Here is a 26,691-nt window from a genome sequence, read left to right on the forward strand (position 1 = left end):
AATGCTTGAAGTACAGAATCTGTCCATGCGCTTTGGCGGCCTGTTGGCAGTAGACGGCGTTTCACTGGACGTGAAGGAACGGGAAATCGTTTCAATTATTGGCCCCAACGGTGCCGGAAAAACCACTGTATTCAACTGCATGAGCGGTTTTTACAAGCCTTCCGGTGGCAAGATCATTTTTGAGGGCAGAGAAGTACAGGGCATACCGGATTACAAGATTTCCCGGCTGGGTATGGTGAGAACCTTTCAGCACGTGCGCCTGTTCACTCAAATGAGCGTTGTGGAAAACCTGCTTGTCGCCCAGCATCGCCACCTCAACACCAACATGCTTGCCGGGCTTTTTGGCACGCCCAATTATAAAGAACGCGAGCGCAAAGCACTGGACCGTGCCGCCTACTGGCTGGAACGTGTCGGGCTTCTTGACCTTGCCAACCGGGATGCAGGCAACCTGGCCTACGGTCAGCAGCGGCGGCTTGAAATTGCGCGCTGCATGGTCACCGAACCCAAACTGCTGATGCTCGACGAGCCCGCGGCCGGCCTCAACCCGGCGGAAACGAAGGAGCTCAATCAGCTGATCGTCAGCCTGAAAGAGGACTACAACGTTTCCGTAGTGCTGATTGAGCACGATATGAGTCTGGTAATGGATATCTCCGACCGCATAAACGTCATTAACCAGGGCCGCCCCCTGGCCAGTGGTACGCCGGAAGAAATCCGCCACAACGACGACGTGATCAATGCCTACCTGGGCGAGGCCTGACTATGAGCATGCTTGTACTAGAAGACGTCCACACTCATTACGGCAAAATTGAGGCCCTTCACGGGGTCTCGGTTGAAGTAAACAAGGGTGAAATCGTCTCGCTGATCGGTGCCAACGGCGCCGGAAAAACGACTCTGCTGATGACTGTATGTGGAATGCCCCAAGCCAGTTCCGGACGCGTCATCCTGGAAGGTCGGGATATCACTACCGAGCCCACTGCGCAGATCATGCGTTCAGGCCTGGCGATAGTACCTGAAGGTCGGCGCATCTTCTCTGGCCTGACGGTTGAAGAAAACCTTCACATGGGCGGGTTCTTCAACACCAAATCCGAGATCCGCAAAAGCCAGTCCCACGTTTACGAGCTGTTCCCACGCCTGAAAGAGCGTGAACACCAGCGCGCGGGCACCATGTCAGGCGGCGAACAACAGATGCTGGCCATAGGCCGGGCGTTGATGAGTCGCCCCAACATGATCATCCTGGACGAGCCATCTCTCGGGCTGGCACCGCTTATCATCAAGCAGATCTTCGAGATTATTGGCCACCTGCGGGATGAAGGCATTACCGTGTTCCTGGTGGAGCAGAACGCTCACCAGGCGCTGCACCTTGCTGACCGGGGATATGTGCTGGAAACAGGGAAAATCCGGCTACATGATACGGGCAAAAATCTGCTGGCCAACCCGGATGTGCAAAACGCCTATCTGGGCGGCTGAGCAGGCTATTCTGACGCCTCTGAACCGGAGCTTGCTCCGGTTTTTTTACGCCCTGATTTTACCTTGAGGTCGGATGAGGGGAACAAATAGTCTGGCAAAATCAAATAGTCACAGAGGTATAGACTTGCGGTTATCAAATCTGCACTATACTTAAGGCAACGGTCTTAGTACTTGTTTCTGCGGGAATCCGTCAGGGGCCGTTCCCACGCAGCCAGTAACAGTGCTGGCTATGTGTTTTTTTGCGACGACTGTAAAAATATTCAATGGAGTGGAAAATGAAAAAACTGATCGCAGGTGCAATTCTTCTTGGTGCTTCTTCCATGGCTTTTGCTCAACCGGGCTGCGGCGTTGGCGCCATGATATGGAAAGGACAATCCGGCGTTGCCCCCCACGTGCTGGCGGCAACAACTAACGGTACATTCGGCAACCAGACATTTGGTATGACCTCGGGCACTCTGGGCTGCCAGACCAACGAGTCTGTTCAGTCAATGGCCATGTACATGGACAGCAACATCGATAAAGTAGCTCGCGACATGTCTCGCGGCAACGGTGAGAACCTGGAAACACTAGCGGTTCTTTTGGGCGTTGAAGAAGCAGATCGCGGCGCGTTCCGTGAAGTTATGCAGGATAATTTCGCAACTATTTTCCCAAGCTCCGAAACCACCTCCGGTGAAGCAGTAGACGCCATTGTTGCGCTGCTGGAAAAGAATGAGTCGCTGAGCAAATACGTAGCGGCCTGATAGCTGAACTGCAGGGACGCCCGAGCGCCAAGGATGGCGCGCTTCCCCCGTTTTACCATCTCCCACCGGAAATCGCATTTACCCATGAGCAACATGCTTCGCATTGGGCCAGCTGCGCTTTGGCTCATCATCAGCTTACCTCTGCAGGCTCAGATACAGGCGGCCGACAAACCCTTACATCTGGACCCTGCGTGGCTCACGCTCATTCACTACCAGCCTTCGCGACTTGGCGGTGGCTATACCAGCCAGGCCGATGATCCTGGTTTTTTTCTTAGCGAAAGCGGCAAGACTTCACCGAAAGCGGAACTCGAAGCGACACTGGACGCAATCCGGCAGCCGGGGAACGGAAACGAACACGCCAGATGCCGGTTCCCCGCAAGGGACGCCTGGCTTCGCAAACGCCTCGACCTTCCAGAAACGGCAGTGGACTGCCCCGGTTATCAGGAGTGGACGGACACGCTCAACACCGAAAGCGTTACCTTGGTTTTCGCGGCCTCTTACCTGAACAGCCCCTCATCAATGTTCGGACACACTTTTCTGCGGCTGGATCCACCACAGGAAGACGAGCAAACGAACCTGCTGCTTGCCAATACGATTTCCTACGCTGCCGATGCTGCCGCCCATGACAGCGAGCTGCTCTTCGCCTACCGGGGAATTTTCGGCGGTTACCCGGGAATTACAACCGTGCAGCCCTACTACGAAAAGATCAGGCTCTACTCAGACATTGAGCACAGGGACCTGTGGGAATACACGCTGAATCTCGATCAGCAGGAAGTGGATTTTATGCTGGCCCATGCCTGGGAGATCCGCGACCGCAATTTTGATTACTATTTTTTTGACGAAAACTGCGCCTATCGCCTGCTCGCCCTTATCGATATCGCGCGCCCTGGAAGCAACCTTCTGGATGAGGTAAGCACCCACGCCATACCATCCGACACAGTGCGCTGGGTCATCGACAAGGATCTGGTCAGTAAAGTGCATTATCGACCGTCAGCGGCCACCTCGGTTGCGCATAACCTTTCAACGCTATCCAGCTCCCATCAGACCCTTGCGGCGGCCATAGCCAATGGCTACGTAGAGCCAGACAGTGATGAAGTGCTTGCGCTCTCCCCACAGGAGCGCGCGCATGTGCTCGACGCCACCTACGACTACGTACGCTACCAAAGCGAGGCAGATAGCTGGCCAAGGGAAGTGGCAGCCCCACTCTCCCACAGCCTGCTGCGTGAACGCAGTAAAATCGATGGTGTTGCGCCACTCGAAGAACCACCCGAGCCGGAGGTACGTGACGACCAGGGCCACGATACCTTCCGCATCAGTCTGGGTGCCGGACAACTTGCCCATCGTGAGTTTACCCAGCTCACGTTTCGGCCGGCTTATCACGATATTCTCGATCCACCTGCCGGTTACCGCAGCGGCGCCCAGCTACAATTCTTACGAGTGGATGCACGCTATTACACCGATAACGACGAACTGCAACTGGAACAGCTCACCGCCGTGGAAATCCGCTCCCTGAGCCCCCGAAACGCGTTCTTCTCACCCTTGTCGTGGCAAGTGGGCTTTGGTGGCCGCCGCACCGATACCGGAGAAAAAAGAGTTCTGGCGCCCTATCTGGAAGGTGGCGCAGGGGGTAGCTGGAGTCTTGGCCAACAAACCCAGGCATTTGCCATTGCGACGGCAGACCTGGAAATCGACGACGACCTGAGCCGTGGCTATGATGCTGCGCCGGGTGCAGACATTGGCCTGCTGCACCAAAACAACCGCTTCAGCCTGACAGCGGGCGCAAAAACCAAAGCATGGATCGTTAGCAGCCAGCACCGGCAAGACCAGGTGTACGTCAAAGGAAACTGGCATATCGGCCGTGAATTCAGCCTGTTTGCGGAATTCACCCGGGAAGACCACTACGACAGGTACCAGAGCACATGGCAAGCCGGACTGCACGCTTACTTTTGAGAATGCCGAAGCTGAAAACACCTCTGCTGAGTCTGTTTCTTGCGGCCGTTGCGCTATCGCAAAACGGCTGCAGCAGCCTGTTCTTCTTTCCTGACAAAACCACCTACATAACGCCAGACCGCCTCAACCTGACTTACGAAAATATATACCTCGACACGGCCGACGGCGAAACTCTCCACGGCTGGTGGCTGCCTGCTGAAAACGATGCGCTGGGCACCGTCTACTTCCTCCATGGCAACGCCCAGAACATCAGTAGCCACCTGCTCAACGTATCCTGGTTGCCCGCAGAGGGCTACAACGTCTTCACCATCGACTATCGGGGTTACGGCAACTCCACCGGCGCACCGGACATAGAAGGCGCCCTTCACGATTCTGAAACCGGCCTACGCTGGCTGGTACAACAACCTGCCACCGATAACGCCCCGGTCTTCCTTCTGGGCCAAAGCCTGGGCGGCGCACTGGGGCTCACTCTCGCCAGCGAATGGATACAAAGGAATGAAACGCCGGCGCTAAACGGCGTCATCCTCGATGGGACCTTCTCCGGCTTCCGGGGCATAGCGAAAGAAAAGCTCTCGGAGTTCTGGCTCACCTGGCCCCTACAGGTACCCCTGAGCTGGACTATTCCCGACGAGTACGAAGGCGTCGACCAGGTCGCCAATATCAGCCCAGTACCTGTCATGATCATTCACAGCGTCCGCGACGGAATTATCCCCTTTAATAACGGCCAGGCGCTCTATGAGGCGGCAGATGAACCCAAGCAATTCCTGCAGACAGACACACCCCACACGGCTACGTTCATAATTCCTGCGTATAGAGAGGCAGTGCTGGAGTTTCTAAAAGCCGAGTAGCTATGTCACCAAGGCCGTTCAGGTAAATCTTTGGAACAGTTAACTCGAATGCGTAAGCGTTAGTCGGGAGGGCCGCTTCAAAACTGTAGAGGGCCAAGGATGGCCCGAAACAAGCCCACATGGACGTGCTCGTAGCGTGTTTTGAAGCGGCCCTCCCGACTAACGCCACCGCCCAAGCAAAAAACAAAAAACCCGCCAATCCAAAGGAAAGGCGGGTTTTTTTGTAGCTGCTAACTATCAGTCAGAAAAGTCAGTCGGCTGCTCGCCTTCTTTGACTTCCTTCATGGACAGCTTCACACGACCACGGTTGTCCACATCCAGAACCTTGACCAGAACTTCCTGACCTTCGCTGAGCTCGTCAGTCACATTCTCGATCCGGCGATCAGAGATCTGGGAAATGTGCACCAGACCATCCTTGCCAGGCAGGATGTTAACAAAGGCACCAAAGTCCACAATGCGCTCAACGCGACCCTTGTAGATAGCACCCACTTCAATCTCTGCAGTGATTTCCTTAACCCGGTTAACCGCCGCCTGGGCCGCTTCCTGGTTGTCTGCATAGATCTTCACGTTTCCGTCGTCATCCAGATCAATGGAAGCACCGGTCTCGTCACAGATAGAACGGATCATGGAACCGCCCTTACCGATCACGTCACGGATCTTCTCAGGGTTGATCTTGATAGCAGTGATGCTCGGTGCGCGCGGAGAAAGCTCGGTGCGCGATACAGAGATAACCTTGTTCATCTCTTCCAGAATATGCTGACGCGCCGCGTAAGCCTGCTCCAGAGCGAGCTCCATGATCTCGTCGGTAATACCCTGGATTTTGATATCCATCTGCAGGGCAGTTACGCCGTCTTTGGTACCCGCAACCTTGAAGTCCATGTCACCAAGGTGATCTTCATCACCCAGGATGTCAGTCAGAATGGCGAACTTGTCACCTTCCTTGACCAGACCCATAGCAATACCGGCTACCGGGGCTTTCAAAGGAACACCCGCGTCCATCAGTGCGAGGCTTGAACCACAAACCGATGCCATAGAGCTGGAGCCGTTGGACTCAGTAATTTCGGAAACCGCACGAATGGCATACGGGAACTCTTCCAGGGTCGGCATAACCGCCATCACGCCGCGCTTCGCCAGACGACCGTGGCCGACTTCACGACGGCCAGGTGTGCCAACACGACCAGCTTCACCAACAGAATACGGAGGGAAGTTGTAGTGGAACAGGAAAGGATCTTTACGCTCACCTTCCAGTGCGTCAATAGTCTGTACGTCGCGGGAAGTGCCCAGAGTCGTGGTAACGATGGCCTGAGTTTCGCCACGGGTAAACAGCGCAGAACCGTGAACACTTGGCAGAATGCCAACTTCGATCTCGATCGGACGTACTGTTTTGTTGTCACGGCCATCGATACGCGGCTTGCCATCGATAACCTGCTGGCGAACGACTGACTTCTCGATTTTCGCGAAGTTTTTCTTAACATCATCTGCGGAAGGTTGGCCTTCCTCTTCGCCGGCAAGCTTTTCTACTGCAGCAGTCTTGATTTCACCAAGACGCTCGTAGCGAGCCATTTTGTCACGAATGCCATAAGCTTCTTCGATCGCGCCTGCGAACTCAGATTTAATCGCATCCAGCAGTTCAGTGTTTTCAACAGCTGGTTGCCACTCTCTACGGGGCTTGCCATTTTCAGCAGCAAATTCCTTGATCGCTGTAACCGCAGCCTGCATTTCCTGGTGCGCGAACAGCACGCCACCGAGCATCTGGTCTTCTGTCAGGCCTTTGGCTTCGGATTCAACCATCAGAACGGCTTCGTCAGTACCTGCAACGACCATGTCCAGCAGAGAAGTCTTCAGCTCTTCAAAGCTCGGGTTTACAAAGTAACCCTTCTCATTGGTGTAACCTACACGACAGGCGCCAATAGGGCCGTCAAAAGGAATACCGGAGATTGCCAGGGCGGCAGAAGCGGCCAGCATGGCAGCGATATCAGGATCCTGCTGCTTGCTGGACGACATAACCGTACAGATAACCTGAGTCTCGTTCATATAACCGCTCGGGAACAGCGGGCGAATCGGACGGTCGATCAGACGGGATGTCAGTGTTTCTTTCTCGGAAGGACGGCCTTCGCGCTTGAAGAACCCACCCGGGATTTTGCCAACGGCATAGGTTTTTTCGAAATAGTTAACAGTCAGCGGGAAGAAAGGCTGGCCCGGCTTGGCTTCTTTAGCACCGACAACGGTACCCAGAACCGAGATGTCACCGATGGTGACGAGAACGGAACCTGAGGCCTGACGGGCAATACGACCCGTTTCCAGAGTGACGGTTTCGCCACCCATCTCAAATGATTTTTTACGCGGTTGCAGATCCACAACGAACTCCTGCGTTATCTGGTCAGAATGATTGAAGTGTGACTCTGAAAATACTCTGCCTGAAAGCTAACAGGCTGTTGCAAAACCCCGGCCAGGTAATCGGTACGCTGAGATCACGTACCGCCCGGGCTTTCAACAACCTGCTATCAATTTCAGCTTCCCAATACGACAGACAATTCCGGAATCACTAAAATACTCAATGCGGTGATGAAAAACACAACCGGCAGGCCCCCTGAGGAACCCGCCGGCCGGTAGCTGCCTCCGGAACAATACCGGAGCAGCCGTCAGGTCGTAAGACCGGATTTAGCGACGCAGTCCCAGGCGCTTGATCAGCTCCAGGTAACGGTCACCATTTTTCTTACGAAGGTAGTCCAGCAGCTTACGACGCTGGTTAACCATGCGAATCAGGCCACGGCGGGAATGGTGATCCTGCTTGTTAGCCTTGAAATGATCCTGCAGCTTGTTGATGTTGGCGCTCAGCAGTGCAACCTGCACTTCCGGGGAACCAGTATCACCATCAGCTTGCTGATAATCTTGAACGATCTGTGCTTTTTCATTGGCAGAAAGTGCCATAACTCACCTCATGTTTGCGATGCTGTTAAATCCGGCCGAACCGCGCATCTCTACAGCCCGGCTAAACAACGGTCTACTTAACGCTTACCGTTGTCACTTACCAGCCGGCGGGGCACCAGTTTGGTTTCCTCGCCTTCCGGCAATGCTTCTGCAAGCCCTACAAAACCTTCATTGCCATATATGCGCAAAAAGCCTTCGTAAGCTCGACCCGGTATTCTAACCGGTTGTCCGTTCAATATCGACACCAACGACTGGCCCGACAAGCGGTGCTCAGGGAACATCGAGAGCGCGGCATCAGGCGCAACCAGAAGGCCGTCGAGACTTTCTCCACGTTCGCGCATGGCCTCCAGGTCAGGCACTGCATGGGCATCTGAGAGCGTGAACCCGGCCGCCAAAGTACGTCTCAGTGCGATAACGTGAGCACCGCAACCCAGAACTTCGCCGATGTCTTCGACGAGTGAGCGAATGTACGTACCCTTGGTGCACTTAACTGCGATATCCATTTCGTTCTCACGCACATCAAGAAGTCGGAGTTCGTAAATGGTTACCGGGCGCGCCGGGCGTTCCACTTCAATGCCTTCACGGGCATATTCGTAGAGCGGGCGACCATTGTGTTTGAGTGCGGAATACATGGAGGGAACTTGCTGGATATTGCCACGAAACTGCTCGAGCACCGGTTCAAGCACTTCCGGCGACAAGTCTGTTGGCACAGGCTTGGTAGCAACGACTGCGCCCTCGCTGTCACCCGTCTCCGTGCGTTCGCCAAGGCGTGCGGTGGCAATATAGGCTTTGTCGCTGTCCAGCATCATCTGCGAAAACTTCGTAGCTTCGCCGAAGCACAGGGGCAGTACGCCGGTCGCAAGCGGATCAAGTGCGCCAGTATGGCCAGCCTTTGCGGCACCATAAAGACGCTTGACCTCCTGAAGGATACCGTTAGAGGTAATACCCGGCGGCTTGTCTATTACCAGAATGCCACTAACATCACGGCCTTTACGTCTGCGACTCAAGCGTTGGACTCCGGATCATTCTGGCTCTGGTCTTCCGATTCAACGGCCGGCTTATCGCCAACTGCTTCACGGATCAGACTATCCATTCTACGGCTGTAGCCTTGCAGGGCATCAAAGTGGAACCGAAGCTGCGGAATAACCCGCAACTTCATGGCTCTACCCACCTGGCCACGAAGAAACCCTGCTGCTCTGTTCAGCACCGAAATCGAATCCTTGACCTCGGGAGACTCTGCAGTGAGCTCCTCAGTGGTCAACAGTGAGACATAGATATCGGCGTAGCCAAGGTCACGACTGACCTTGACTGCGTTAACCGTTACCATGCCTAACCGCGGATCCTTTACTTCGCGCTGAATCAGCTGGGCAAGCTCACGCTGCATCTGATCGCCAATGCGATCAATACGACTGAACTCTCTAGGCATCAGGCCCCCGTAGATTCGAGTTTACGCTCGACTCTGATACGGTCGAAGACTTCGATCTGGTCACCGACCTTCACGTCGTAGCCTTTAACACCAATACCACATTCCATACCGTTACGGACTTCAGGCACATCGTCCTTGAAGCGACGCAGGGATTCCAGCTCGCCCTCAAAGATCACCACGTTATCACGCAGTACACGGATCGGTTTGTTCCGGTATACGTTGCCTTCGGTCACCATGCAGCCAGCCACCTGGCCGAACTTCGGCGAACGGAACACATCGCGAACATCTGCAATGCCTACGATATCTTCACGGAATTCTGGTGCCAGCATGCCCGTCAACGCTGCTTTCACATCGTCCAGCAGGTTATAGATAATGCTGTAGTAGCGCAGATCCAGACCTTCCTGCTCCACCAGACGCTTGGATGCGGTATCGGCACGCACGTTAAAGCCGAAAATAACAGCATTGGTCGCCATCGCGAGGCTCACGTCTGTCTCGGCAATACCACCAACACCAGAAGATACGATCTTCACCTGCACTTCTTCGTTACCCAGATCCTGCAGCGACTTGGTGATTGCTTCCAGAGAGCCGCGAACGTCTGTTTTCAGCACAACGTTGAGGGTTTTAACCTCATCTTTGCCCATGTTCTCGAACAGGTTCTCAAGCTTGGCCGCCTGCGCTCGCTGCAAACGCTGCTCGCGCTCTCGAACATGGCGGAACTCTGCCAGTTCTTTGGCCTTACGCTCATTGGCTACGGCAAAGAACTCATCGCCAGCATTTGGTGTGCCATTGAGGCCAAGAATCTCGACCGGAATAGACGGACCAGCTTCTTTCACTTGCTTGCCAGCCTCGTCCGTCATTGCGCGCACCTTACCGAAGTAAGAACCTGCAACAACCATATCACCCTGGCGCAAGGTACCGTTTTGAACAAGAACGGTCGCTACAGAGCCGCGACCACGCTCAAGGCTGGACTCAACCACTACACCTTGGGCAGGCGCGTCGGGCGAGGCTTGCAGCTCAAGAATTTCTGCTTGCAGCAATACCGCTTCCAGCAGATTGTCGACGCCTTCCCCTGAGTGCGCGGAGATAGGCACAAACTGAACGTCGCCACCCCAGTCTTCCGGGATAACCTCAATTGCCGCCAGCTCGTTCTTCACGCGGTCGGGGTCGGCCTGTTCTTTATCCATCTTGGTGATAGCGACAACGATGGGCACACCGGCAGAGCGGGCATGTTCAACCGCTTCTTTGGTTTGCGGCATAACGCCATCATCAGATGCTACAACCAGAATAACAATGTCCGTGCACTGAGCACCACGGGCGCGCATTGCGGTAAACGCCGCGTGGCCAGGGGTATCCAGGAACGAGATCATTCCGTGATCAGTCTCTACGTGGTAGGCACCAATATGCTGGGTAATACCACCAGACTCACCGGAAGCGACTTTGGTGCGGCGAATGTAGTCCAACAGGGAGGTTTTACCATGGTCAACATGACCCATCACACTCACAACAGGTGCGCGCTTGGCCTTAACCTTGCCTTCAACACTGAATTCGCTGAGCACGCCTTCTTCAAACGCATCATCACTGATCGGCTTGGCCTTGTGACCCAGTTCTTCAACAACAAGAGTCGACGTCGCCTGATCCAGCGGCTGGTTAATGGTCGCCATTACACCCATGCCCATCAAAGTCTTGATGACATCACCGGATTTAACAGCCATCCGTTGGGCAAGATCGCCAACGGTAATAATTTCTGGAACTTCTACTTCTCTGACCATTGGTTTGGTCGGCCTCTCGAAGCCATGACGCTTCTCTTTGGGTTTCTTTTTCGCTCGCAGTGGTTTGCGCAACGTGGTGTCATCGTCGTCTTCCGAGATCACCAGCGGCTCCTCTGCAGAGCGACCACGTGGACCACGGTGGCCGGCCTGTTTCTTCTTAGGCTTGCCATCATCAGTCTCGTCGCCACGCTCACGAACTTTTTCTTTCTTTTTCTTCGGTTTCCGATCTTTGCCTTCGCCCTCTGCTGGAGGGGGAATCGGAATATCTTCCGGAGCAGGGGCGGGCTCAGGCGCTGCTTTCGGCTCCGCCTTCTCTGAAGAAGCCTTATCTTCAGCTACCGGCGCTTCGGCTTTCACAGATTCAGCCGGTGCTTCTGCCTCTACCTGGGGCGCCTGTTCAGCCGCCACATCCGCAGCAGTTTCTGTCGGCTGCGGCTCAACTTTCTGCTCTTCCTGAAGCTCTTCCGGCGCCTCAGCTTCCGGCTCAGGCGTAAGCTCAGCGCGTTTTACGTAAGTGCGCCGCTTGCGCACTTCTACATTGACGGTCTTGGCCTTACCGGCCTTGAGCGTGGTTGTAGTTTTGCGCTTCAGTGTAATTTTGTTCGGCTCAGCGCCTGCTTCACCGTGGGTCTTTCTCAGATAGGCCAGCAACTGCTGCTTCTCATCGCTGGAGACAGCGTCGTTTTCTGAGCGGGCTTTCAGGCCGGCTTCCACGATCTGTTTCAGCAAACGATCCACGGGAGCGCCTACATCATCGGCCAGTTGTTTTACCGTTACTTCAGCCATACTGGACTCCTCCCGAATTAGGCCTGGTCTTCAAACCAGGGGGCGCGTGCGGTCATAATCAACTGCCCTGCACGCTCTTCATCAATACCTTCGATTTCAAGCAGGTCGTCAACCGACTGCTCTGCCAGATCTTCCATGGTGCGCACCCCCATGCCGGCGAGCTTGAACGCCAGGCCGCGATCCATACCGTCCATATTCAGAAGATCTTCTGCCGGCTCAGCGCCGTCGAGGGCTTCTTCACTGGCCAGGGCCTGGTTCAACAGGACATCCTTGGCACGGCGACGTAATTCAGTGACGGTGTCTTCATCAAAGCCGTCGATCGCCAGCATTTCTTCCATCGGCACGTAGGCGACTTCTTCAATAGAGGTAAAGCCTTCCTCTATCAGCACACCTGCGAACTCTTCATCCACGTCGAGGTGGGCAGTAAAGTGCTCAACCAGAGTGTTATATTCCTGCTCTTGCCGCTCACCAGCCTCCTCTTCGGTCATGACATTCAGTGTCCAACCTGTAAGTTCGGTGGCAAGGCGCACATTCTGCCCGTTACGACCGATAGCCTGAGCCAGGTTATCTTCTGCAACCGCTACTTCCATCGTGTGACGATCCTCATCCATCACAATAGAAGCAACTTCGGCAGGCGCCATGGCGTTGATAACCAGCTGGGCAGGATTGTCATCCCAAAGAACTATGTCTACACGCTCACCGCCCAGTTCGTTGGAAACAGCCTGAACGCGGGAGCCGCGCATGCCTACACAAGCGCCAACCGGATCAATACGACGATCGTTGGTCTTCACCGCAATCTTGGCGCGTGAGCCACAATCACGGGCAGCACCACGGATTTCGATCAACTCTTCTGCGATCTCGGGCACTTCAATGCGGAACAGCTCAACCAGCATCTGCGGAGCAGAGCGGCTCAGGATAAGCTGAGGCCCACGGTGATCAGTGCGGATCTCAAGCAGCAGAGAGCGCACCCTGTCACCCATGCGGAATGTTTCACGCGGGATCAGGTACTCTCTGGGCAGCAAAGCTTCCGCGTTAGCGCCAAGATCTACGATAACATTATCTCGGGTAACCTTCTTTACAGTGCCCGAGACCAGCTCGCCAACGCGATCACGATAGCTATCAACGATTTTGCTGCGCTCTGCTTCACGAACTTTCTGGAAGATGATCTGCTTTGCGGCCTGAGCACCGATACGACCAAAGGCAACAGACTCGGCCTTCTCTTCGTAGGTGTCGCCCGGCTTGAGCGAAGGATCAATTTCTTCTGCTTCCTGAAGCGTAAGTTCGGTGCCAAGCGCAGGAACAGCATCGTTGTCGACGACAAGCCAACGGCGGAAGGTTTCGTACTCACCGGTGCGACGGTCAATGGACACGCGCACATCCGACTCTTCGTCTTCGTAACGTTTTTTGGCAGCGGTGGCGAGTGCCAGCTCGATCGCCTCGAAAATCACATCCTTCTCGACACCTTTCTCGTTCGAGACGGCTTCAACTACCAGCAAGATCTCTTTACTCATTGGATTGCCCTGCCCTGAAAATAAACTGTGCATCTACTGAGTTATTCAAATGGCTCACTCGAATACCGGAACAATTTGGGCTTTTTCAATACTATCGAAAGGCAGCAGATATTCATGATCATCAACGACCACAATGACATCATCGCCTTCGACACCTTTAATAAGCCCCTGAAACTTGCGCCGGCCTTCAAACGCCATGCGCAAGCGGATTTGTACTTGATGCCCCACAAATGCCTGATACTGCTCAGGCCGGAACAGCGGGCGATCCATCCCCGGAGACGAAACCTCCAGTGTGTACTCGGTCTGGATGGGATCTTCCACATCCATCACGCCACTGACCTGACGACTGACTTTCTCGCAGTCATCGATGCCGATGCCATTCTCGGCATCGTCTATAAACACCCGCAGCATGGATTGGTAGCCCTTGGAGCGATATTCAATACCCCAGAACTCATAACCCAAGCCTTCCACCACGGGCCGAAGGATGTCTTCCAGTTGTTTAAGCTTGCCTGACAAGTTAGGCGGTCTCCGTTATGAAATTTACCGGCCCCAAAAACAAAAAAAGGGCTGTCAATCAGCCCTTTTTACGCACCAGGGCCCGTTGCGCCAGGCCCCTTAATCAAAAAGCCCCGATAACTGGGGCCTTTTGTTGCAAGAACTCGCAGGAAGCAAACCGGTAAACCGCTTCCTGCTGACAGACACCTGGCCTGCCAGAAACCCGACAACAAAAGATGCCTGGCTCCAATATCCGCCGGAGTATAGAGACGCCGAACGGACTGGTCAAGGACTGAACAAAAAAACGGCCTGGAAGTTCCAAGCCGTTTTTCTTCTTAATTGGTGCCCAAGGCCGGACTCGAACCGGCACGGCTTTCGCCACTACCCCCTCAAGATAGCGTGTCTACCAGTTCCACCACTTGGGCAACACTCTTACTCGAGCTCGGGGAGGCCAGACTCCCCGCTCCCGGTTTCGCTTTCGGCAGCATCCGCAGCACTTTCGGCTGGAGCGTCGTGGGATTCCTGGACTACCGGAATACCTGCTTCACCAGACACCTCTGCACGCTGCTTGGCGAAGACTGCCAACGAAAAACTCGTCACGAAAAATACGATCGCGAGCAAGGTAGTCATACGGGTCAGAAAACTGCCGCTACCTTGACTACCGAATACAGTTTGGGACGCACCACCACCACCGAAGGCCGCACCTGCATCCGCACCCTTGCCCTGTTGGATCAGCACCAGACCCACCAGCGCCACCGCGATCACGACGTGCACAACGACTACTAGTGTTTCCATCAAATCCATATCGACTCTCGCGAACCTTTAACTTTAGGTAGCTGCTGGAAAAGACCGGCAGATACTCATAAATTCTTTTGCGACCAATGAAGCGCCGCCGATTAACCCACCGTCTATATCGGGCTCTGAAAAAAGCGCCGCTGCATTATCCGCTTTTACACTGCCGCCGTAAAGTAGTGAAATCTCTTCGGCTGGGGCGCCCATATCTTTCAACACCCCCCGTATCGCAGAATGCATGGCCTGAGCATCACCAGCAGTTGCCGTCTTCCCGGTGCCAATTGCCCAAACAGGCTCATAGGCTACCACGACATTGTGCCACTGACCTTTTGGCACGAATGCCAAACCAGAACGCACCTGATGAGCAACAACTGACTCAGCCTGGCCAGACTCACGCTCTTCCAGCGTTTCTCCGACACAAACAATGGCCACTAGACCACTGGAAACAACAAGCGATACTTTCTCGGCAACCAGCTCATCGGTCTCACCGAAAATCTGGCGGCGCTCGGAATGACCAACGAGCACATAGCGACAACCTGCATCTTTAGCCATATCCGGAGAAACTTCACCGGTATAGGCACCTGACTGCCACTGACCTACATTCTGAACACCCACTGAAACAACGCCCTGAGCCTGATCCAGCACATTCCCGATATAAATTGCGGGAGGAATAATAACAACCTCCACGCCGTTATCAAGAGATCCGGCCTCAGACCGGACATAGCCAACCAGTTCTTCCGATAGGTCTCTCGACCCGTTCATCTTCCAGTTTCCGGCTACAATCCTGCGTCGCATAACAGTTCCCATATGTAAGGGAGGGCGCACTATACAGCAGTCCCTCACAACAGACAACAGCCTGAATCCAACAAAATCAGGGCGTTGAATTTTCCACTACTTGCGCGAGCTTTTCGGCGACGCGACGTATATCTTCAGCGCTCTGACCTTCCGCCATCACACGGATCAACGCCTCGGTTCCAGAAGCTCGCAGCAAAATCCTGCCTGAGTTACCAAGCTCCCTTTCGGCTTTCTGAACCTCAGCAACAATATCAGCACGGCTGAATGGATCAAAACGCTGCGCAACGCGCACGTTGATCATAGTCTGGGGCAGCTTGCTCATGCCTTGGCGCAACTCGGCAAGAGTTTTGCCCGACTTGCCTATAGAGAGCAGCACCTGAAGTGCGGAAACAATGCCATCGCCGGTACTCGTACAATCGCGGATAACCATATGGCCAGATCCTTCACCGCCGAGCACCCAGTTGTTAGCCAACAGACGCTCCATTACATAGCGGTCACCGACGTTCGCGCGCTCGAATGTAATACCCATTTCGGTCAGCGCCAACTCCACACCCAGGTTGGTCATCAAGGTGCCAACCACACCACCTTTGAGGCGCCCTTCGGCAAAACGCTGGGCGGCGATCACATACAAAAGCTCATCGCCATCAACCTCCGAACCGTCACGATCAATCATCAGAACGCGGTCACCATCACCATCGAAAGCGATACCCAGGTCTGCACCTTTGTCGATGACAGCCTGCCTGAGCGCATCCAGGTGTGTTGAACCAACATTGAGGTTGATATTAAGCCCGTCTGGTTCTGCTCCAATCACAGATACCTGCGCGCCAAGCTCCCGGAATACTTTCGGAGCAACGTGGTAAGTCGCACCGTGAGCGCAATCCAGAACAATCTTCATATGATCCAGGGTAAATTCGTTCGGCACTGTACTTTTACAGAACTCAACGTAGCGCCCAGGCGCGTCCTCCACTCGCGACGCCTTCCCCAGCTCCCCGGGGCCACAAACCTCAATCGGTTTATCCAACCAACTCTCTATTTCTGCCTCAAGGGCATCATCGAGCTTGGTACCATCGGCAGAAAAGAACTTTATCCCGTTATCATGATGGGGATTATGGGATGCACTGATAACGATACCTGCAGAAGCACGGAAGGTGCGCGTCAGGTAAGCAATGGCCGGGGTTGGCATGGGGCCAAGCAGCTTTACATCCACACCGGCAGCCGACAATCCGGCCTCCAGCGCGGATTCGAACATGTAACCAGACAGACGAGTATCTTTGCCAATGAGCACACTGTTGCGCTGACCCGCCTTCTTGAAGGCCTGCCCTGCAGCCCACCCAAGGTGCAACATGAATTCCGGCGTAATCGGATGCTCACCCACCCTGCCGCGAATTCCATCAGTGCCAAAATATTTTCTTCCGGTCATCAAACTGTCTCCTTTACGGCCGTCGCCACCCTGACGGCATCAACGGTTTCCCTGACATCGTGCGCGCGAACAATACTTGCACCTTTCATGACCGAGATTGTCGCGGCCGCCAGGCTCGCTGGCAACCTCTCGTCAACATCCCGACCTGTTATCTTGCCAAGCATGGATTTTCGGGACATACCTACAAGCAAAGGGTGACCCAACACCTGCAATTGCTCCAGCGACGCGAGCAAGCGAAGATTGTGCTCAAGCGTTTTCCCAAACCCGAACCCCGGATCCAGAATTATATTGTCCGATGATACTCCCGCCTGCTCGGCGGCATGAATGCGGCCCGCCAGGAACTCACTGACCTCGCGCAACACATTTTGATATTCAGGCCGCTCCTGCATCGTCTCAGGCTCCCCCTGAATATGCATTATGCACACGGGAACGCCAGAGCGTGCGGCCGCAATAGCCGCGCCATCTCTTTGCAGCGCCCGCACATCGTTGATAAGGCCCGCACCCCTCGTGACCGCCTCCGACATCACTTCCGGAGTACTGGTATCTACGGAGACAATTACGTCGAGTTCTCGTGAAATTGCCTCAACCACCGGGCAAACCCGGTCAAGCTCTTCCTGCACGGACACCTTTGACGCACCCGGACGAGTGGACTCCCCTCCCACATCGATAAACGCTGCGCCGTCGCTGACCATTTGCCGAGCTTTTAAAAGCGCAGCATCCAACTGGTTAAACCGACCACCATCAGAGAACGAGTCCGGCGTTACGTTTAGAACGCCCATCACATGACAGCGAGACAGATCCAGAACTCGTCCGGCGAACTTCATTTCCATAACGATCTTTTCCTGGGCAGGTACATCGGGGCCTGAAATAGCACCTGACAAAAGCAAACGCCGCCCTTTTTAAGAGGGCGGCGCGAGCAGGCTCAGGTTATCTGAAACCGGAAGCTTTAGTGCTCTCCAGCTGGTCGACCAACATCTGGCCGCTGACCATCATCGGAAGGCTTGGCTCCGGAAGTCTGTTCCGGGCTGTCAGCTTTGACGCCACCCGCAGAACCCCTGTCATCCCAACCTTTCGGCGGTCGCGGAGTACGACCTTCCATGATGTCATCAATCTGATGACGATCAATGGTCTCATACTTCATCAACGCCTGAGCCATGATGTCCAGCTTGTCCCGATTATCAACCAGAATCTGCGTAGCCTTCTCGTAGCACGTATCAATGATGTTACGAACTTCCTCATCAATACGCTGGGCAGTTTCCGGCGAGTATACCGTCTGGGCTTGCCCGGCAGAACGACCGAGGAACGGCTCTTCGCTATCGGTATCGTACTGCAACGGCCCCAGCTTCTCAGACAGGCCCCAACGAGTGACCATGTTACGGGCCAGGCTAGTAGCCCGTTCGATATCGTTCGAAGCACCAGTAGTAACGCCATCGAAGCCTAACGTCAGCTCTTCCGCAATGCGACCACCGAAGAGGCTGCAAATGGAACTGATCAGAAAACGCTTGCTGTGGCTGTACCTGTCTTCTTCAGGCAGGAACATGGTGACACCCAGGGCACGGCCACGTGGAATGATACTCACTTTGTAAACCGGGTCATGCTCAGGCATCAACCGGCCAACAATAGCGTGGCCAGACTCGTGAAACGCTGTGTTCAGCTTTTCCTTTTCACTCATCACCATGGACTTACGCTCGGCGCCCATCATGATTTTATCTTTCGCCAGTTCAAACTCTTCCATAGAAACCAGGCGCATGTTCCGGCGAGCTGCAAAAAGCGCTGCTTCATTCACCAGATTGGCGAGATCAGCACCGGAAAAACCGGGTGTGCCACGCGCAATCAACGCGGGCTCAACGTTCTCATCCACGGGCACTTTCTTCATGTGCACCTTGAGAATCTGCTCACGGCCGATGATGTCAGGCAGACCAACAACCACCTGGCGGTCAAAACGGCCCGGGCGCAACAGCGCGGGGTCAAGAACATCGGGGCGGTTGGTGGCAGCGATAACGATAACGCCTTCGTTGCCCTCAAAACCGTCCATTTCAACCAGCAGCTGGTTCAGGGTCTGTTCGCGCTCATCATGACCGCCGCCCATGCCAGCACCGCGGTGACGACCAACTGCATCAATCTCGTCAATAAAGATGATGCAAGGGCTCTGTTTCTTGGCCTGCTCAAACATATCCCGTACACGGGATGCACCAACACCAACGAACATCTCCACGAAATCGGAACCGGAGATTGAGAAGAACGGAACCTTTGCTTCACCGGCGATCGCTTTGGCCAGCAGAGTTTTACCGGTACCCGGCTGCCCCACCATCAAGACGCCTTTGGGAATACTGCCACCAAGACGCTGGAACTTGCTGGGATCCCTAAGGAAGTCAACCAGCTCCTTAACATCTTCCTTGGCCTCATCCACACCAGCCACATCGGCAAAGGTGGTTTTGATCTGATCTTCACTCATCAGGCGCGCTTTGCTTTTGCCAAACGACATGGGGCCTTTGCCGCCACCGCCGCCCTGCATCTGGCGCATGAAGAACACGAACAATGCAATTATGATCAGAATCGGGAACGCCGCTACCAGCAGCTGTGTCCACAGGCTCTGGCGCTCAGGCTGTTTGCCGATCACTTCTACGTTGTTCGCCAGCAGATCGTCCATCAACTTATTGTCCGCCACCTGCGGACGAATTGTCTCGAACTGGGACCCATCACCGCGGGTGCCCTGAATTTCCAGACCATCAATCGTGACTTTGTTGATCTGGCCCTGCTGAACCATCTCAACGAATTGGGAATAATTGACTTGCTGACCGCTGGTGGTGGGAGAAAAGTTCTGAAACACCATCAGAAGTACTGCGGCTATAATTAGCCAAAGAACCAGATTTTTTGCCATATCGTTCAAGGATCATCACCTGTGAATTGAAGAGCAAGCCTACGAAGCAAATACTCTTTGCCGACACCTTACACTAATTGTACGTCCATCCACCAGAAACGGCCTACCCGTAACGGCTACAGAAAAACGCAGCTGCGGATCAACCTGAAGACGTTCCTTAACGCCGGACAAACTCCCGCATAGATTATATGTGGGCTTCATCTCGGAAATTACAACGTCTCCAAGATGATCAGTTATACAAGGTTGTCTGTTACAATTCGCCAATTATACGACGTTGCCAGCGAATATGCCGCTGACCTTTTGTTAATTGCACCGATAAAGAGATTGCATCATGAGCCTTTCACCGGAACAGCGCCGGGAATACCGGGCTATTGCCCACCACCTGAAGCCAGTCATTATTGTGGGCGACAAAGGCCTCACCGAAAACCTCCAGGAAGAACTGGAGCGCGCCTTGAACGACCACGAACTCATCAAGATCAAAGTGGCTAGCCAGGATCGGGAAGCTCGCCAGGAAGCGATAGCAGCCCTTTGCGAAGCCAGTGGCGCCCAAGTGGTTCAGACCATCGGCAAAATTGCCGTTATCATGCGCAGGGCCAAAAAGCCCAACCCCAAGCTTTCCAATCTGCTGCGCTTTAAAAACTAAGATTCGCGGAAGACAGGAAGCAAAACGATTAAAGTTAAAAAAACCGGCTGCGAAGACCACAGCCGGTTTTTTATTTTCTGCGCACTGGTTACGTTAACGTTGATCGAATCAGATGTATTCCACCTTCTCGATTTCATACTCCACTGTGCCAGAGGGCACGCGGATAGCGACAACGTCATCTTCATTCTTACCCACAAGAGCACGAGCGATGGGCGACGAGATTGAGAGCTTGCCCTCTTTGATATCCGCTTCGTCTTCACCAACAATCTGGTAAACCACCTGCTCATCCGTGTCCATGTTGATCAAGTGCACAGTCGTGCCAAAAATCACCCGCCCGGTGTTTTCCATCGTTGTGACATCGATCACCTGAGCAGCCGAGAGCTTGCCCTCAATTTCCTGGATCCGACCTTCAATAAAGCTCTGCTGCTCACGGGCAGCGTGATACTCAGCGTTCTCTTTTAGATCACCATGCTCCCGGGCATCTGAAATAGCAGCAATAACCCGCGGACGATCCTCGGATTTCAGCTTCTGGAGCTCCTCACGAAGACGGGTTTCACCCGCTTTTGTCATAGGTACTCGTTCACTCATAATCTTACTTTCCTGCGTGAAGGTCTTGCAGACGGCGTACTGTGCGCTCAGGTCCGAACTTGATGACCCGGCAAAAGGCTTCGCCACCCGCCAATGTTGTGGTGTAGGCCACCTTGGTCTGCAGCGCCGACTGGCGAATTTGCGCCGAATCGGACACTGCCTTGCGGCCTTCGGTTGTGTTAATTATCAGTTGAACCTGGCCATTCTTGATGGCGTCCACGATGTGCGGCCGGCCTTCGCCAACCTTGTTCACCCGCTCAACTTCCAGGCCGGCTTCACGGAAAGCTTTGGCTGTGCCGGTGGTCGCTACAAGTTTGAAGCCGGTATCAACCAGATCCCGGGCAACCTGAACGGCACCTTCTTTATCTACATCACGAACCGACATAAACACAGTGCCTTTTGAAGGCAAGCGCTCGCCAATCGCCAGTGAAGCCTTGGCAAAAGCCTCGTCGAAGCTGTCACCCAGCCCCATAACCTCACCGGTAGACTTCATCTCCGGCCCGAGAATAGGGTCAACCGCCGGGAATTTGTTGAACGGGAATACCGACTCTTTTACAGCGTAGTAATCAGGCACCACTTCTTTGGTAAAGCCTTGCTCGGCCAAAGACGTTCCAGCCATAACCCTCGCCGCCACTTTCGCCAGCGATACACCAATGGCCTTGGATACAAAGGGCACCGTTCTTGAAGCGCGAGGGTTTACCTCGATCACGTAAATTTCGCCATCCTGCCAGGCCAGCTGAACGTTCATCAAGCCCACAACTTCCAGCTCGATGGCCATTTTTCTTACCGCCTCGCGCATGGCGTCCTGCACCTCAGGCGGCAAGGTGTAGGGTGGCAAGGAGCACGCAGAGTCCCCGGAATGAATTCCCGCCTGCTCAATATGCTGCATGATACCGCCAATAACCACATCCTTGCCGTCGCAGATGGCATCAATATCCACCTCAATCGCGGCATTCAGGAAGTGGTCGAGCAATACCGGGCTATCATTGGAAACCAGTACCGCACTGCGCATGTAGCGCACCAACTCATCTTCACCAAAAACAATTTCCATGGCTCGGCCGCCCAGCACGTATGACGGACGCACCACGAGTGGATAGCCAATTTCCCGGGCCGCCAGGATGCCTTCTTCATGGCTGCGTACGGTGGCGTTCTGCGGCTGCTTTAACCCCAGGCGATTGATCATTTGCTGGAACCGTTCACGATCCTCCGCACGGTCAATCGCATCCGGGCTGGTACCAATGATTGGCACGCCGGCAGCTTCAAGGCCACGGGCCAGTTTCAACGGTGTCTGGCCGCCATACTGAACAATTACCCCTTTGGGCTTCTCGACGTTGATGATTTCCAGCACGTCCTCAAGCGTAATCGGCTCAAAGTACAACCGGTCCGAGGTATCATAGTCGGTTGATACCGTCTCCGGGTTGCAGTTGATCATGATGGTTTCGTAACCATCTTCACGCATGGCGAGCGCCGCGTGAACACAGCAGTAGTCAAACTCTATACCCTGGCCGATCCGGTTAGGGCCACCGCCGATAACAACAATCTTTTCGCGGTCGCTGACGTCGGCTTCGCACTCTTCCTCATAGGTGGAGTACATGTAGGCAGTGTCAGAGGCAAACTCGGCGGCACAGGTGTCGACCCGCTTGTAAACCGGACGAATATTCAAGTCATGCCGCAACTTGCGCATGCTTGCTTCAGTTATACCTAACAGCTTGGCCAGGCGTGCATCGGAAAAACCCTTGCGCTTCAAACGGAACAGGGTGGCGTGATCGATATCAGCCTTGCCGGCAGACTTCAGAGCCTGCTCTTCACGAATGAGGTCTTCGATCTGCACCAGATACCACGGATCTACCTTGGTGTATTCGAACACATCCTCGACACTCAGCCCTGCGCGGAAGGCATCACCGATGTACCAGATACGATCGGCGCCCGGAACGCTCAGCTCAGTGGTCAGAGTTTCACGGGAAGTTTCCGAAGTGAACTCTTCAAGGCGCTCGTCAAAACCGTCAGAACCCACCTCCAGTCCCCGAAGGGATTTCTGCAGGGATTCCTGAAACGTGCGACCAATAGCCATGACTTCGCCCACAGATTTCATCTGGGTCGTCAGGCGGGCATCAGCCTGCGGGAATTTTTCAAAGGTGAATCGCGGGATCTTGGTAACAACGTAGTCAATACTGGGCTCGAACGACGCCGGCGTTACACCACCGGTAATCTCATTACGCAACTCATCCAGCGTGTATCCCACTGCCAGCTTTGCAGCCACTTTGGCAATGGGGAAACCTGTGGCCTTTGAGGCCAGCGCCGATGAACGCGACACCCGGGGATTCATTTCGATGACGACCATACGGCCGGTGTCCGGATTGATACCAAACTGAACGTTGGAGCCGCCGGTTTCCACACCAATCTCACGCAGCACGGCCAGAGAGGCATCGCGCATGATCTGGTATTCCTTGTCGGTCAGCGTTTGCGCCGGCGCGACAGTGATGGAATCCCCGGTGTGCACACCCATGGCATCGAAGTTCTCAATCGCACACACGATGATGCAGTTATCCGCCTTATCGCGGACCACTTCCATCTCGTACTCTTTCCAGCCGATCAGAGACTCGTCAATGAGCAGCTCGTTGGTTGGCGAGAGGTCCAGGCCACGGGTGCAGATTTCCTCGAACTCATCGCGGTTGTATGCAATGCCGCCACCAGAACCGCCCATGGTGAACGACGGGCGAATAATACAGGGGAAGCCGATGTCTTCAGCCACTTCCCAGGCTTCAGCCATGGTGTGGGCAATCGAGGCACGGGGACATTCAAGCCCAATAGCCTTCATGGCTTTGTCGAAGCGGCTTCTGTCTTCTGCTTTATCAATGGTGTCGGCATTGGCGCCGATCATTTCCACACCATGCTCTGCCAGCACGCCGTGCTTTTCGAGGTCCAGCGCGCAGTTCAATGCGGTCTGACCACCCATGGTTGGCAGCACAGCATCGGGCTTTTCTTTTTCAATGATCTTGGCGACGGTCTGCCAGGTAATCGGCTCGATGTAGGTGGCGTCTGCCATCACGGGATCAGTCATGATGGTGGCCGGGTTCGAGTTAACCAGAATTACCCGGTAACCTTCCTCTCGCAGGGCCTTACAGGCCTGCGCGCCGGAGTAATCAAATTCGCACGCCTGCCCGATCACAATCGGGCCTGCGCCCAGAATCAGGATGCTATTAATATCGGTCCGTTTTGGCATGTCTTGGTAAACCTGTCAGCAACGTTTAAATTCTTGCAGCGCAAAAACGCGGCGCGTGTCTCGGATCTGGTATGACGTATTTGTCCGTAAACCGGTGTTACCCCTTTCGGACTTCCATCAAACGGATAAACTCATCAAACAAGGGCGCCACATCACCAGGGCCTGGGCTTGCCTCGGGGTGCCCCTGAAAACTGAAGGCCGGCTTGTCGGTGCGGCGAATGCCCTGCAAGGTGCCATCAAACAAAGACTTGTGGGTAACTTCCAGCGAGGCCGGCAAAGACGTTTCATCGACTGCAAAGCCGTGGTTCTGACTTGTAATCATAACCGTGCCCTTATCAATGCGCTGAACCGGATGGTTGGCGCCATGATGGCCATGGCTCATCTTCATACTTTTCGCGCCGCTGGCAAGAGCCAGAAGCTGATGACCCAGACAGATCCCAAATACCGGAATTTCGGTTTCAAGTACTTCCTGAATTGCCTTGATTGCATAGTCACAGGGCTCAGGATCTCCCGGGCCGTTAGACAGGAATATGCCATCCGGATTCATTGCCAGCACTTCTGAGGCCGGGGTTTGTGCTGGTACCACGGTGACGTCGCAGCCACGGGATACCAGCATTCGCAGAATGTTGAACTTGACGCCGTAATCCCACGCCACAACCTTGAACTTTGGCTCACCTGCCTCGGCGTAACCCTGGCCGAGCGTCCACTCACCCTGAGTCCACTTATAGGCCGTGTCACAGGTAACCTCTTTCGCCAGGTCCATACCCTTGAGACCCGGGAACGCGTTGGCCAGTTCCAGTGCACGCTCAGCAGTGGCGTCAGCGCCAGCCACAATAGCGCCATTCTGCGAACCTTTATCACGAAGGATACGCGTGAGGCGTCGGGTATCTATGTCAGCTATTCCAACAATGTTGCTGTTTCGCAGGTACTCATCCAGCGATCCGTTGCTGCGCCAGTTACTGGCCACCAAGGGCAGATCACGAATTATAAGGCCAGCTGCCTGAATGCGGTCTGACTCAACATCTTCTTCATTCACACCGGTGTTGCCAATGTGCGGGTAGGTCAGGGTTACGAGCTGGCGTGAGTAGGACGGGTCTGTCAGTATTTCCTGGTAGCCGGTCATGGCAGTATTGAATACCACTTCGCCGCTGGTTTCTCCGTCAGCGCCAATAGCGGTACCGTAAAACAGGCTTCCGTCTGCGAGTGCAAGGATTGCGGGTGTGCTCAAGGCTTGTATCCTCATCGAGTGGCGTACCGGTTCGTCACGAACAGGAACGCAAGCGCAAATTCAGGTCGCAAAAAAGCGAGAGGGAGTAAAAACTCCGTCCCGCTTTCTGTTATCCGGGAACACTTTTTGTTCCCTGGGCTTTTTCAAAGCCTACGCTTGGTGCAGTTAAACCGCCTTATTGTATAAAATTTGCAGTTTTGTGTCCATGGAAAATCGCCTTGCAGTGGAGCATGCCTGTAACACCGGCCGGCACTCGGCATATTCGCTCCGGGAACCGCTACGAGCACATCCATGTGCGCTTGTCTCCGGCCGTCCTTGGCCTCCGACATTCCCGGAGCGAAGATGCCAAGCCCCCGCCTTAAAGCGTGACCTCAACTCTCTTATCCTTAACGCCTCACTTCAAAGAGAGAACATCCTGCATATCGTAAAGGCCGGCAGGCTTGTCTTTCAGCCAAAGCGCCGCTCGCATAGCACCTTTGGCGAAGGTCATACGACTACTCGCCTTGTGTGTTACCTCTATACGCTCGCCTTCAGTGGCAAAGAGTACGGTGTGATCACCTACAACATCGCCGGCACGAATGGTTTCGAACCCGATCTCCTTGCGGGTGCGCTCGCCGGTGAAACCTTCGCGGCCATAGACCGCACACTCCTTCAGATCCCGACCCAGCGCGTCTGCTACGACTTCTCCCATGCGCAAGGCGGTGCCAGAAGGTGCATCTTTTTTGTGGCGGTGATGTGCTTCGATGATTTCTACATCATAGTCGTCACCCAACGTTGCCGCGGCAGTTCGCAGAAGGTTGAGGACCACGTTCACCCCAACGCTCATATTGGGAGCAAAAACCACTGGCGCAGACTCTGCCGCGAGCGCTAATTGCTCTTTTTCAGCATCGGATAGGCCAGTGGTACCAACAACGAGCATTTTGCCGTTGGTTTTGCAGAACTCGGCATTTTCCAGAGTCAGGTCGGGGAAAGTGAAATCAATGAGCACATCGAAATCGTCTTTTACATCTGCCAGAGTACCCGCCATTTTGACACCGGTTTTCCCGATACTGCTCATTTCGCCGGCGTCGGCACCAATCAGGGTGCTACCCGGTTCAACGACAGCAGCACCGAGCTCAAGCCCTTCTGTACCGTCAACCGCTTCAATCAGCACCTTGCCCATGCGCCCAGCGGCGCCGATGATTGCTACCCTCATGAC

At 54.5% G+C, this 26,691-nt stretch carries 22 protein-coding genes and 1 tRNA gene; 6 read left to right on the forward strand and 17 right to left on the reverse strand.

The window, feature by feature from the left end:
- The first annotated feature begins 1 nt into the window (after position 1).
- The 5 genes from livG to Q4501_RS13655 all read left to right on the forward strand — a co-directional run bounded on the left by livG (position 2) and on the right by Q4501_RS13655 (position 5,005).
- A complete protein-coding gene (livG, locus tag Q4501_RS13635) occupies positions 2-757 on the forward strand; it encodes a high-affinity branched-chain amino acid ABC transporter ATP-binding protein LivG (protein ID WP_303596789.1) in 756 nt (251 codons plus the stop codon).
- Positions 758-765: 8 nt separating this feature from the next.
- Positions 766-1,467, forward strand: coding sequence for an ABC transporter ATP-binding protein (locus Q4501_RS13640; protein WP_303596848.1), 702 nt, complete (start codon positions 766-768; stop codon positions 1,465-1,467).
- Positions 1,468-1,742: 275 nt separating this feature from the next.
- Positions 1,743-2,207, forward strand: a complete 465-nt coding sequence (locus Q4501_RS13645; RefSeq protein ID WP_303596790.1) for a DUF3015 domain-containing protein — start codon at positions 1,743-1,745, stop codon at positions 2,205-2,207.
- Positions 2,208-2,291: 84 nt separating this feature from the next.
- Positions 2,292-4,157 (forward strand): DUF4105 domain-containing protein, encoded by a 1,866-nt coding sequence (locus tag Q4501_RS13650; protein ID WP_303596791.1) that lies wholly within the window; start codon positions 2,292-2,294, stop codon positions 4,155-4,157.
- A complete protein-coding gene (locus tag Q4501_RS13655) occupies positions 4,127-5,005 on the forward strand; it encodes an alpha/beta hydrolase (protein WP_303596792.1) in 879 nt (292 codons plus the stop codon). The genes Q4501_RS13650 and Q4501_RS13655 overlap by 31 nt, the downstream gene beginning before the upstream one ends.
- A gap of 237 nt (positions 5,006-5,242) precedes the next feature.
- Here the strand turns inward: Q4501_RS13655 and pnp are convergent, their stop codons facing one another.
- The 13 genes from pnp to ftsH form a co-directional block, all read right to left on the reverse strand.
- Positions 5,243-7,330: a polyribonucleotide nucleotidyltransferase gene (pnp, locus tag Q4501_RS13660; protein WP_303596849.1), complete on the reverse strand. Its 2,088-nt coding sequence runs from the start codon at positions 7,328-7,330 to the stop codon at positions 5,243-5,245.
- A 336-nt stretch (positions 7,331-7,666) separates the two neighbouring features.
- On the reverse strand, positions 7,667-7,936 hold the full coding sequence (gene rpsO, locus Q4501_RS13665; RefSeq protein WP_303596793.1) for a 30S ribosomal protein S15: 270 nt from the start codon (positions 7,934-7,936) through the stop codon (positions 7,667-7,669).
- 77 nt (positions 7,937-8,013) lie between these two features.
- Positions 8,014-8,943: a tRNA pseudouridine(55) synthase TruB gene (gene truB / locus Q4501_RS13670; protein ID WP_303596794.1), complete on the reverse strand. Its 930-nt coding sequence runs from the start codon at positions 8,941-8,943 to the stop codon at positions 8,014-8,016.
- Positions 8,940-9,362 carry a 30S ribosome-binding factor RbfA gene (gene rbfA, locus Q4501_RS13675; protein ID WP_303596795.1) on the reverse strand — a complete coding sequence of 141 codons (423 nt, stop codon included), beginning with the start codon at positions 9,360-9,362 and terminating at the stop codon, positions 8,940-8,942. Before rbfA ends, truB begins: the two co-directional genes overlap by 4 nt.
- Entirely contained in the window at positions 9,362-11,917 is a 2,556-nt protein-coding gene (infB, locus tag Q4501_RS13680) for a translation initiation factor IF-2 (RefSeq protein ID WP_303596796.1), read from the reverse strand. The genes rbfA and infB overlap by 1 nt, the downstream gene beginning before the upstream one ends.
- Before the next feature lie 17 nt (positions 11,918-11,934).
- Positions 11,935-13,428: a transcription termination factor NusA gene (gene nusA, locus Q4501_RS13685; RefSeq protein WP_303596797.1), complete on the reverse strand. Its 1,494-nt coding sequence runs from the start codon at positions 13,426-13,428 to the stop codon at positions 11,935-11,937.
- 54 nt (positions 13,429-13,482) lie between these two features.
- A complete protein-coding gene (rimP, locus tag Q4501_RS13690; protein ID WP_303596798.1) occupies positions 13,483-13,944 on the reverse strand; it encodes a ribosome maturation factor RimP in 462 nt (153 codons plus the stop codon).
- 319 nt (positions 13,945-14,263) lie between these two features.
- Positions 14,264-14,348: transfer RNA gene (locus tag Q4501_RS13695), tRNA-Leu, on the reverse strand.
- A gap of 7 nt (positions 14,349-14,355) precedes the next feature.
- The gene (gene secG / locus Q4501_RS13700) at positions 14,356-14,727 is read right to left on the reverse strand and encodes a preprotein translocase subunit SecG (RefSeq protein ID WP_303596799.1); all 372 of its coding nucleotides are present in this window, start codon (positions 14,725-14,727) and stop codon (positions 14,356-14,358) included.
- A gap of 24 nt (positions 14,728-14,751) precedes the next feature.
- Positions 14,752-15,510: a triose-phosphate isomerase gene (gene tpiA, locus Q4501_RS13705; RefSeq protein WP_303596800.1), complete on the reverse strand. Its 759-nt coding sequence runs from the start codon at positions 15,508-15,510 to the stop codon at positions 14,752-14,754.
- Positions 15,511-15,586: 76 nt separating this feature from the next.
- Positions 15,587-16,930: a phosphoglucosamine mutase gene (gene glmM / locus Q4501_RS13710; protein ID WP_303596801.1), complete on the reverse strand. Its 1,344-nt coding sequence runs from the start codon at positions 16,928-16,930 to the stop codon at positions 15,587-15,589.
- Positions 16,930-17,760, reverse strand: coding sequence for a dihydropteroate synthase (folP, locus tag Q4501_RS13715; RefSeq protein ID WP_303596802.1), 831 nt, complete (start codon positions 17,758-17,760; stop codon positions 16,930-16,932). The genes glmM and folP overlap by 1 nt, the downstream gene beginning before the upstream one ends.
- A 116-nt stretch (positions 17,761-17,876) precedes the next feature.
- Entirely contained in the window at positions 17,877-19,820 is a 1,944-nt protein-coding gene (gene ftsH, locus Q4501_RS13720; protein WP_303596803.1) for an ATP-dependent zinc metalloprotease FtsH, read from the reverse strand.
- Positions 19,821-20,142: 322 nt separating this feature from the next.
- On the opposite strand from ftsH, the gene yhbY reads away from it, so the two are divergent.
- Entirely contained in the window at positions 20,143-20,454 is a 312-nt protein-coding gene (yhbY, locus tag Q4501_RS13725) for a ribosome assembly RNA-binding protein YhbY (RefSeq protein WP_303596804.1), read from the forward strand.
- A gap of 108 nt (positions 20,455-20,562) precedes the next feature.
- Here the strand turns inward: yhbY and greA are convergent, their stop codons facing one another.
- From greA to dapB, 4 genes are all read right to left on the reverse strand, one after another.
- Positions 20,563-21,042, reverse strand: coding sequence for a transcription elongation factor GreA (gene greA / locus Q4501_RS13730; protein ID WP_303596805.1), 480 nt, complete (start codon positions 21,040-21,042; stop codon positions 20,563-20,565).
- A 4-nt stretch (positions 21,043-21,046) separates the two neighbouring features.
- Positions 21,047-24,265 carry a carbamoyl-phosphate synthase large subunit gene (gene carB, locus Q4501_RS13735; RefSeq protein WP_303596806.1) on the reverse strand — a complete coding sequence of 1,073 codons (3,219 nt, stop codon included), beginning with the start codon at positions 24,263-24,265 and terminating at the stop codon, positions 21,047-21,049.
- Between the two features lie 97 nt (positions 24,266-24,362).
- Positions 24,363-25,493, reverse strand: coding sequence for a glutamine-hydrolyzing carbamoyl-phosphate synthase small subunit (carA, locus tag Q4501_RS13740; RefSeq protein WP_303596807.1), 1,131 nt, complete (start codon positions 25,491-25,493; stop codon positions 24,363-24,365).
- A 394-nt stretch (positions 25,494-25,887) separates the two neighbouring features.
- Positions 25,888-26,688 carry a 4-hydroxy-tetrahydrodipicolinate reductase gene (gene dapB, locus Q4501_RS13745; RefSeq protein WP_303596808.1) on the reverse strand — a complete coding sequence of 267 codons (801 nt, stop codon included), beginning with the start codon at positions 26,686-26,688 and terminating at the stop codon, positions 25,888-25,890.
- Positions 26,689-26,691: the final 3 nt, after the last annotated feature.

This window comes from Marinobacter sp. 2_MG-2023 (assembly GCF_030546935.1).
Lineage (GTDB): Bacteria > Pseudomonadota > Gammaproteobacteria > Pseudomonadales > Oleiphilaceae > Marinobacter.

Coding starts and splice junctions, on each gene's coding strand:
- yhbY (WP_303596804.1), top strand. CDS start 20,143: ATGAGCCTTTCACCGGAACAGCGCCGGGAATACCGGGCTATTGCCCAC.
- rbfA (WP_303596795.1), bottom strand. CDS start 9,362: ATGCCTAGAGAGTTCAGTCGTATTGATCGCATTGGCGATCAGATGCAG.
- pnp (WP_303596849.1), bottom strand. CDS start 7,330: ATGGGTGGCGAAACCGTCACTCTGGAAACGGGTCGTATTGCCCGTCAG.
- rpsO (WP_303596793.1), bottom strand. CDS start 7,936: ATGGCACTTTCTGCCAATGAAAAAGCACAGATCGTTCAAGATTATCAG.
- Q4501_RS13655 (WP_303596792.1), top strand. CDS start 4,127: ATGGCAAGCCGGACTGCACGCTTACTTTTGAGAATGCCGAAGCTGAAA.
- nusA (WP_303596797.1), bottom strand. CDS start 13,428: ATGAGTAAAGAGATCTTGCTGGTAGTTGAAGCCGTCTCGAACGAGAAA.
- Q4501_RS13640 (WP_303596848.1), top strand. CDS start 766: ATGCTTGTACTAGAAGACGTCCACACTCATTACGGCAAAATTGAGGCC.
- glmM (WP_303596801.1), bottom strand. CDS start 16,930: ATGACCGGAAGAAAATATTTTGGCACTGATGGAATTCGCGGCAGGGTG.
- infB (WP_303596796.1), bottom strand. CDS start 11,917: ATGGCTGAAGTAACGGTAAAACAACTGGCCGATGATGTAGGCGCTCCC.
- secG (WP_303596799.1), bottom strand. CDS start 14,727: ATGGATTTGATGGAAACACTAGTAGTCGTTGTGCACGTCGTGATCGCG.
- dapB (WP_303596808.1), bottom strand. CDS start 26,688: ATGAGGGTAGCAATCATCGGCGCCGCTGGGCGCATGGGCAAGGTGCTG.
- folP (WP_303596802.1), bottom strand. CDS start 17,760: ATGGAAATGAAGTTCGCCGGACGAGTTCTGGATCTGTCTCGCTGTCAT.
- greA (WP_303596805.1), bottom strand. CDS start 21,042: ATGAGTGAACGAGTACCTATGACAAAAGCGGGTGAAACCCGTCTTCGT.
- Q4501_RS13645 (WP_303596790.1), top strand. CDS start 1,743: ATGAAAAAACTGATCGCAGGTGCAATTCTTCTTGGTGCTTCTTCCATG.
- Q4501_RS13650 (WP_303596791.1), top strand. CDS start 2,292: ATGAGCAACATGCTTCGCATTGGGCCAGCTGCGCTTTGGCTCATCATC.
- livG (WP_303596789.1), top strand. CDS start 2: ATGCTTGAAGTACAGAATCTGTCCATGCGCTTTGGCGGCCTGTTGGCA.
- carB (WP_303596806.1), bottom strand. CDS start 24,265: ATGCCAAAACGGACCGATATTAATAGCATCCTGATTCTGGGCGCAGGC.
- tpiA (WP_303596800.1), bottom strand. CDS start 15,510: ATGCGACGCAGGATTGTAGCCGGAAACTGGAAGATGAACGGGTCGAGA.